At 54.7% G+C, this 8,597-nt stretch carries 6 protein-coding genes; all 6 read right to left on the reverse strand.

Annotated features, from left to right (window positions below; all coding sequences use genetic code 11):
• Positions 1–7: 7 nt before the first annotated feature.
• Entirely contained in the window at positions 8–2,182 is a 2,175-nt protein-coding gene (locus UF75_RS13360; RefSeq protein ID WP_045575091.1) for a PAS domain-containing sensor histidine kinase, read from the reverse strand.
• A gap of 24 nt (positions 2,183–2,206) precedes the next feature.
• Positions 2,207–3,208 carry an ABC transporter substrate-binding protein gene (locus UF75_RS13365; RefSeq protein WP_045575092.1) on the reverse strand — a complete coding sequence of 334 codons (1,002 nt, stop codon included), beginning with the start codon at positions 3,206–3,208 and terminating at the stop codon, positions 2,207–2,209.
• Positions 3,209–3,373: 165 nt separating this feature from the next.
• A complete protein-coding gene (nrfD, locus tag UF75_RS13370) occupies positions 3,374–4,561 on the reverse strand; it encodes an NrfD/PsrC family molybdoenzyme membrane anchor subunit (RefSeq protein ID WP_045575093.1) in 1,188 nt (395 codons plus the stop codon).
• Between the two features lies 1 nt (position 4,562).
• On the reverse strand, positions 4,563–5,168 hold the full coding sequence (gene dsrO, locus UF75_RS13375; protein ID WP_045575094.1) for a sulfate reduction electron transfer complex DsrMKJOP subunit DsrO: 606 nt from the start codon (positions 5,166–5,168) through the stop codon (positions 4,563–4,565).
• 56 nt (positions 5,169–5,224) lie between these two features.
• Positions 5,225–5,968, reverse strand: coding sequence for a molecular chaperone TorD family protein (locus tag UF75_RS13380; RefSeq protein WP_082075140.1), 744 nt, complete (start codon positions 5,966–5,968; stop codon positions 5,225–5,227).
• A 73-nt stretch (positions 5,969–6,041) separates the two neighbouring features.
• Positions 6,042–8,597 (reverse strand): molybdopterin dinucleotide binding domain-containing protein (locus UF75_RS13385; RefSeq protein WP_045575100.1); only part of this gene is annotated, 2,556 nt, incomplete at its 5' end.

The following is an 8,597-nucleotide window of genomic DNA, read 5'->3' on the forward strand; positions in this document are numbered from 1 at the left end:
TGAGTCTCTAGGCTAGAGGGGTGTCAAGGGCCTTTTTGGGCGAACCGTCCGGCGTCGGCAGGGTGATTTTCACCGTGGTGCCTTGTCCCGGAGTGCTTTCCAGGGCCAAATGCCCGTTCATTTTCTGGATGATTCCGTAGCTCACAAAGAGGCCAAGTCCAGTGCCCTGTCCCGGAGGTTTGGTGGTAAAGAAAGGGTCAAAGACTTTTTTGATTTGGCTGGGCGGAATGCCGTGGCCTTGATCCTGTATTTCTAGATGAATTTCGGCGGCTGCACGGTCGCGCCAAGCCCGCACTTCAATGGCCCCTCCGGCAGAGGAGGCGTCCAGGGCGTTATTCATGAGATTGAGGATGACCTGTTGCCATTCGTTCTCATTCCCCCAGACCCACAGTCCCTCTTCCAGGCGGCTTTCCAGGCGGATCTGTTTTTGTTTGGCCTGGTGTCCCAGTAGGGCCGTGGTTTGGGCGGTGGCGACCCCGATATCAAATAAATCGCGGCCTTTTTTGCCCTTGCGGGCGAAGTGCAACAGACGGTTGGTGATGGTCTTGCAGCGTAGGATCTGTTTTGAGACGATGTGCAAGACATTTTGGACTTCCGCAAGGTCCGGAGCGTCATTTCCGGTCTCATTTAAACGATCGAGCAGGTCTTCGCTGTGGGCAGAGACCACGGCCAGGGGATTATTGATCTCATGCGCGATTCCGGAAGCCAGGAGCCCCACGGCGGCCATTTTATCCGTCTCGATCATGTGAGCATCCATTTCCACCCGCTGGGTGACATCTTCTAAAATAAGAAGATAGGCTGCATTGTCCGGATTACCGGGGGCCAACTCATAGTACATCTGGCGGATGAAGCGAGGCTTTCCATGGACGTCTAGGGAGATGACGCGGTCTTTCTCCTCGAGGAGGCAGTCAAACCCCTCTCCTATCAGGATTTGTTCACAGGGAAGATTCTGTAGGTCGTCCGTACCGAACCACTCGGCAAAAATAGAATTCCACCAGAGGACACGCTTGTCTGCATCGAGCAGGGCCATGCCGGCCCCGATCCCGCCGACTACGGTCGTGAGCAGTTCCTTTTCTGCTTTGAGATTGCGGTTTCTTTCGTCCAGCATGGATAGAAGCCGATTGAAAGACAGAATTAGTCGGCCAACTTCGTCCTGGCTTTGCCGGGGGATGACACGGGTCAGCTCGCCAGTTGCGATAATGCTCCGTACTTCAGCGTCTAAGTTTTCAATGGGACGGGTCAGTTTAAGGCCGAAGACAATGCTGATCAAGGTGACACTGGAGATGGCTGCCAACACAATGAGGATGAGCTTGCGTGCGAACTCATAGATGGGTTCATAGGCCTCCGAGAGGGGCTGTTCAATAAAGACCGCCCAATTGGGGTTCCCGACAGGGGCATATAAGCCCATGACTTTGAGGCCTGCGGGATTAGCGTATTCGCTTCCCTCATGCATGGGGGGCCGGCCCTCTAGAAAGGCAGCAACGGAAGGATTCTGTCGGATGTTTTCCCGCCGTAGGACGTGGCTGAAGTCGGTGTGTCCAATCAGGTTGCCCTGTTCATCTGTCAGGAAAAAGTATCCGGCCTGGCCGATACGTCGGTTAGCCAGTTTGGTGATCATTCCTTTAAGGTCGGTTTTGGCCTGAAGATACCCGATGACTCGACGGGTTTGCGTGTCTCGGATGGCGACGGTTAAATAAAACTCTGGGCGCCCGTCAGGAGAAAAAAAGACAGCACTAATGGAATAACGATTAGCTTCATCAAAGCTTAGATTTTCCAGATGCTCCGGTCCCTTAGCGGGAAGAACGACCTCCCGCCGGGCGACCTCGCTCAAAACACGAAAGCGGGGGTCGGCGATTTTGACCGCATCAAGGTACGGTTCTTCCCTCAGGAGGGTTCCCAAAACCATCAGGCGGGCCTCAGGTTCGGAACCCGTGAGGACGGTTGAATTAGTCGAAGCAACATGGGTCAGGCTGTTCGCCATATTATCGACAAACTCGCGGATCTGATTTGCGAAAGCAGTAGCCCGCTCGTAGTTTTCTTCCTGAATGTTCCGCTCTAGGTTAAGCTTGGCTGCATTGAAACTGGCAAGCCCCAGAAAGAGCAGGGGAAAGATGGACATGGCGACGCCGAAAACCAGGACTCGCCCTTTGATACGTGCCCACCAGGGAAACGGTATCTGCATTTCTTTCCCTCCCTAAATCAGAAATCAAGGCTGGATGACTTTATCCGCAAAGCTGAGGATGCTCGGGGCGGGGCGGATGCCTAAGCGTCGGGCTGTCTGCAGGTTCACGGCAAAGACTAGTTTGTCCGGGGTTTCCACAGGAATGTCTCCAGGGGATTCGCCTTGTAGTATCTTGGTGACCAGGTGAGCGGATTGCTCGCCTTGATCTTTATAGGAGGCGCCGTAAGAAGCCAGGCATCCTTGCTCTACATCCCCAGGGTAGACGCCAAAAACGGGGATGTTTTTTTGTATGGCGAGATCTACAATTTGCTCCGTGCTGGTCTCTAAAAAAAAGCCTGGCAAAAGGAGAGCGGCTTCGATCCGGTCCTGGGACATTTGTCCGATCACCTGTGCGACTTCTTCCGGGGTGGATACAGTATATGTGTTGATGGTCAGGGCGAATTCTTCGGCTGCGTCATGAATGCTCTTTTGTGTCTCAACGAAAAAAGGCACCCGGGTATCCCCTAAAACGGCTACCTTGTGTACAGCCGGGAGGAGGCGGTGGAGAAGTTCCAGGCGTTTAGAGGTTAATTCCAGGTGGTAGTTATTCAGTCCTGTAATGTTTCCGCCCGGATGGGCGGTACTGCCGACCAGGCCCAGCTCGGTCGGGGAAAGCGCCCCCAGAAAAACCACGGGTAAGGGGGAAGACATTTTGGCCGTCAGGGTTTTAAGGGATTGCGCTTCAACGGCTCCGGCGGCCACAAGGACGTTTGGTCGGGCCTCAATCAGGTTGGTGGCCAGGACCGGCAGTTTAGCCAGATCGTTTTGGGCATTGAGGACTTGATAGGTGATATTTTCCCCGTTCTCATAGCCCAGCGTTTTAAGACCTGACTCCAGACCTTCAAATTTCGCCTGGCGCAAGTCATTAGCCAGGAGGACGCCGATTTTGGTGAGATGGGGCTTTTTAACCGGGGTTGAGGAGAGAAGGGTGAGAAGCAAAAGGGAAACCAGCAAGATGCTCCCAACGACCCAGACTGTTTTTTTCATTCCATCCACCTCCTGGCTCTTTATCACGTGCGGATAATACAGTGCTATTCATGAGTTTATCCAGAAAAAGAAAAAAAAGACAAAAAACAGCTTCTTAACGAAAAAGACGGCTCTTTCCCGAAAAGAGCCGTCTTTTCCAAATCTATAACAAGACCATGAGCCCTTTTACTTGGAGAGGGCCTCCTTCTGGTAAAGGTCTGGCGCGGATTTGGCCTTGAGCAGGCCGTAGACCGGCAGAATCCGGAAGGCCAGGTAAAGAATCGTCAATTCTGAGATGGCAAATAGGGTGATAAAGATAAGGTGCTTGGGATCAACGGTATAAGGGTTCAAGGTGTCTCCACTTAACGGGATCTGCTGACCGCCAATGACGAAGTTGATGCGCATGGCGATAACCCCGAGTAAGGTCAAGAAAGAGGCGATGGAGATCCAGCCCAATGAACGCTTGGTCCTCGGCAGGAGCATGAGCACAAAGGGAATGAGCAGTCCGAGGACCACTTCCACGCCTAGGAACATCGTGCGGTGACTGCCGTAGAGGAAAAGTTGAGCCGCAAAGTGGCCGGCCGCACTGGTAAAGTAAAGCATGATAAAGTCGATAACCATGAGGGTGGCATCGACCACGATGAACCACATCATGAGTTGGGAGATGTCCAGGATTAAAGCCTTTCGCTCCGGTGTGAGCGAGCGCTCCGGAGACAGGAAGCGTTGGCTAAACATGAGGACCAAAATTAAAAGTCCGGTTCCGGAAACCATAGCGGACATAAGGAAGATGAGGGGCATAAGGCCAGTGTGCCAAAGGGCCCGGGACTGAATATCCGCGAGGATAAACCCGGTGTAGCCGTGTACCATCAAAGCCAGCGGCACGCCCAGGGTCCCCAGGAATTTGGCAATTTTGGTGTCTTTGGCCAAAGCGGCCTCGGAGAGATCCGTTTTACCAAACGTGAGCAGCTTATACAGGCTCTGGCGGAAGCCGGTTAGTTCTTTGGCTCCTTTAGCCAGATCTTTACGGAAGAGGAACCAGCCGTAGATCAGGCTGTTTAAGGGGTACAGGGTCAAGAGGAAAGTTCCATAAGAGATCGCCGAATGGAGGTTCAGCCGGAAAAAGAGGGTGTAGAACCGCTGGGGCTGCTCCAGGTCGGCGATGAGGTGCAGCGGGGCGATGGCTAATAGAGATACGGCCATGACAACCCCGGCTTTGGCGATCGGCTTATATTTTTGGATGCCGAATACCGTTCCTAAACTGGAGAGGACAAAGGAGCCGGCACTCAAGCCCGTGTAAAAGAAATAAATGGCAATCAGAACGCCGAGTTGCACCGGGTGGACTATATTGGCGATATAGGTAACATTGCTGACCATCCTATTTCTCTCCTTTCTCCAGTTTGTCATAGCGGGCGCCCATGATATTCTGGTCGGCGCCGATGTAGAAGACATAGGGTTCGGTGTTCATTTCGGGCTTTAAGACCTGCACAGGGTTATTGGCGACGAGCTTGGCCACCAGGCTTTCCGGGTCGTTGATGTCTCCGAAAACCCTGGCTCCGCCTACGCAGGTGGTTACACAGGCAGGAAGCAGTCCTTCCTGGATGCGGTGATAGCAAAAGGTGCATTTCTCTGCGGTCTTGCGAATCGGGTTCAAAAAGCGGGCATCGTAGGGACAAGCGGTCATACAGTATTTGCAGCCGATGCAATGGTCATAGTCGATAAGGATCGCGCCGTCCTCCGTGCGGTAGGTCGCCTGGACTGGGCAGGCTGCCAAACAGGGGGCATTGTCACAGTGGTTGCACAGGCGAGGCAGGCGGAAACGGGTCACTTCAGGGTAATCGCCTTTTTCGATTTCTTTTACCCAACTGCGGAAAACGCCTTCGGGCACGTTGTTCTCAATCTTGCAGGAGACGGTGCAGGCATTGCACCCAACGCATCGGCGAAGGTCAATGACCATCGCCCAGCGTTTCTTCTTTTCAGCCATAGTTGCCACTCCTTTCAGTCGAAGTTCGAGGCTTATTCAATGTTCGAGGTATGAGGTTAGTTCTCTTTAGTAATGCTGCCGCTTTCACTCAGGAACACGGCGTCTTCCCGGCAGACGTCTTGGGCCAGCTGAGCGAAATAGAGGTAGTATCCGGATTGCTCAATTCGGCTGAGGTCAGAGCAGAGAAGAGGGAGCCAGCGATTGAGGTGCTTATCCAGGAATTCTTGTTCCAAGCGGAACACTCCGTTGGTGGATAGGCCGTGTTGGTGCTGCTTTTCTTCCAGACGGCAAAGGTAAGCTATAAATGAAAGCTCGAAACCCAGGTGATCGGGCAGGTTCACCTGGCGCAGGGGTTCAAAAATGGCCAGGCGTTCCGGCTGAAACTCTGTTCGCTCGTAGAGGGTACCTACCTCTACGGTTTCGTGTCCCCAGAAGGACCCGAACTTAGTTTTCTTGCCTTCCTGCCGCAAGGCCCCCAGGATGGACGACTCAAAGGGCGGGATAAAGCGGCCGGAGACGGGGACGAAGAAAAGGTCGTAATATTCCTGGGTGAGGCTGCCTAACTCCGGGTCATCAGCGGCAATCCTATCCAGAAGCGCCTGGGCTGACTCATCCCGGCTGACTGCGGCCCAAGCTTGCAGGTTCCTCAGGATTTCCTGAGAAGGCTCCTTGAGAAAAATCCCGGCCAGGAATTCGTAGGCTTGAGCACGACCGTTTGCATCTGGCATGCTTTCAGAATTCACAGTAACAGTATTCGTAGGAAGCGTTGCTCCTGTGTTCAGAGTTTTGCTTGAAAGCATTGTCTTTGCTCCTTTCTGATTCCAATGGTACCCATTTGCTCACCAGGGCGTCGCAGAGCACCATAAGGATCTATTAGCTGAGCTTCACCAGGCGGGCCTTGGTGGAGTTGCGGTCGGTCGAGCCGCCGACCCAATCGGTCAGCGGGTGAGAAGTCTTCAGGCTGGGGTCGCGCAGGGTGATAAGGTTCAGGAGCACCCCTTGACCCAGGGTGGGATCCCCGGATACGTTTTTGCTGCCGATTTGGTAGCTTTTTGCCCCGGCTGCCCAGTGTCCGAAGCCGTACTCTACAGCGAGTGTCCCCTGGCGCACACCGCGCCGGATCTTGGCCGTGCCGGTAGCTTCCCCGGCCGGGGTGATGAGTTTTACCTGGTCTCCGTCATGGATGTCCAGTTTCGCGGCATCGGCGAGGTTGATTTCGATATAGTTGGTTTTAGCCATGTCCTGCAAGAGCGGGACATTGGAGAGATAGCCGCCGTTACGGTAACGCGGTTTGTAGGAAACGATATGGAACGGCCATTGACCGTCCGGGTACACCTGATCAAGGGTCCGCCCGTCCGCCAGAGCTGGAGGCTGCCAGACTGCTGTGCCGGGGAGATGTTCGCCGGTAAAGCTGTTGCGGGTGGTGCCGAGTTTTTCATTGTAGATGTTGATGATTTTTGAGAATTTGTTGTGCAGGACTTCTCCGTCATAGCACTTGTCATAGTCCTCAAAGCGGCCGCCACGGGCCAGGATATAGTAGACTTTTTGCCATTCTTCCGGCGTCAGGGAAGAAACGGCATAGTTTAGTTCTTGATCCAGTCCGGTCAGCTGCAGTTCTTCGGCGGAGATATTCGGAAGCGGGGTTTCGTCGAAGGCCAAGTTGGCCAGTGCTTTGAGGAAAAAATCCTCCCGGCTGTTCATGGGGGTGGGTTCTCCTTGGGTATTGGGGATGGCTTTAGGGCCCACGCCGGGGAGGTTTAAGTGCTTGCCCACTTCGATACAATAAGCCTCAAAGGACATGGGCACTCCGTCCGTGGTCTTGCCGACGAGGGGCTCGACGACTGGGCGGCGGGCGCCGTTCACTTTCGTGAGGATCAGGTTCCAGACCGTGGGGACACCCCAGCTTTCATAGAAGGTCGTATCCGGGATGATATAGTCTGCATACATGCTGGAGTCGCCCATCAGGACATCCACGGAGATGATGAGCGGGATGTTCTTCGGGTCTTGGACGTAGTTTTCCACATCCTTTTGAAAGAGACCGGGTGTGGCATAAAAGGGGTTGGCCATCCACATCATAAGGATTTTGGCGGTATAAGGATAACCTGCCATCATGGAGGGGATGACATTGCCCACCATAGAGTCAGCGAGGGGGCTCCAGGGGAGAGTCGCCGGGTAGGGGTTCTGGCCGCTTGCCTTTTTCTTTTTGAATTCCGGCGTGTCTTCGTAGCGGCGTCCTTCCCGACTGAGCTTGAAGCCCTGGGGCTTGACCATACCGGGGAAGGAGACCAGGTCGTAGCGGGCGCCTTTGTCAATGGCCAGGTACCCGCCGCCGCTCTTGGTGGAACCGCCTTTACGGTTGATGTTGCCCACGAGGGCGTTCAGCATTATGACGGCCAGGGAGCTATAGAAGCCGTTGGCATGCATGGCCACTCCGCCATGGTGGTCGGTGGCCGCTTTGGTCCCATGGTTGAAAAACTCCTTAGCTAAGGAGAGAAGTTTGGTTTCAGCAAGCCCGGTGGCTTCCGCGTACTGGTTAAAGGTATAGCGGTTGGCTTCTTCCATAAGGAGTTGGAGGGAGGTTTTCACTAGGACATCCGTGCCGCCCACATTGAGCTTCCCGCTGTAAAGGATCGTGCCTTCCTCGCTTTGGCTGTAGAGCATGGGCTTGCCGCTTGCCGTATCGATGACGACATAGTCGGGCGTAGGCACGGGGGCCGGACCACCGCCTGCAGGGGCTTGGGCTGCCGGGGCTGAGGAGGAGCTTAAGCCGATCTGCTCGGCCCGCAGGAATTTGCCGAAGTCCGGGTGGTCTGGTTCTTGGATGACGAGATAAGTGGCATTCGTCCAGGACGGGTTTTTGCGCTTGGCAGCTGCTTCTTTGCTGGGCGCGGAAAGGTAGGCTTCATTGATTTTCTTCTGCTCAAAAGCCCAGCGCACCATGGCCATGGCCATGGCACCGTCTGAGCCGGGGCGGATGGGCACCCAGGAGGATTCGGCGCTGTCCGGGGAGGTGTACATCCCGTTTTGCAGCACCGGGTCGATAAGCACCGCTTTCATGCCGTTGTTGGCTTGGGCCAGGGCAGATTTACGGGCCATCGGCTGGAAAGGCGCTCCCGCTTGGCCGGGGGCGTTGCCGAAGAACATGACGAACTCAGAGCCCATGTAGTCCGCTTTCATGTGCGGCTTTTTATCCCAGCTATCCAGGAAGGATAGGAAGGCGATGCGGCGGCTGCCGCCACAGATCCCGCCATGGCCGTAAAAATTGGGCGAGCCGAAGGATTTGGTGACAAAGCGGGTGGCAAATTCTGTACGCCCGTCATCCCGACCGCCGATAAAGACGAATTGGTTGGCTTTCGGGCCCCATTCCGGTTCTTCTGGGTTAAGTGGGGTTTTTAAGTCGCGCACCTGGCGCAGCCCTTCGATTACCTG

It is taken from the genome of Desulfosporosinus sp. I2, from assembly GCF_000960765.1.
Lineage (GTDB): Bacteria > Bacillota > Desulfitobacteriia > Desulfitobacteriales > Desulfitobacteriaceae > Desulfosporosinus.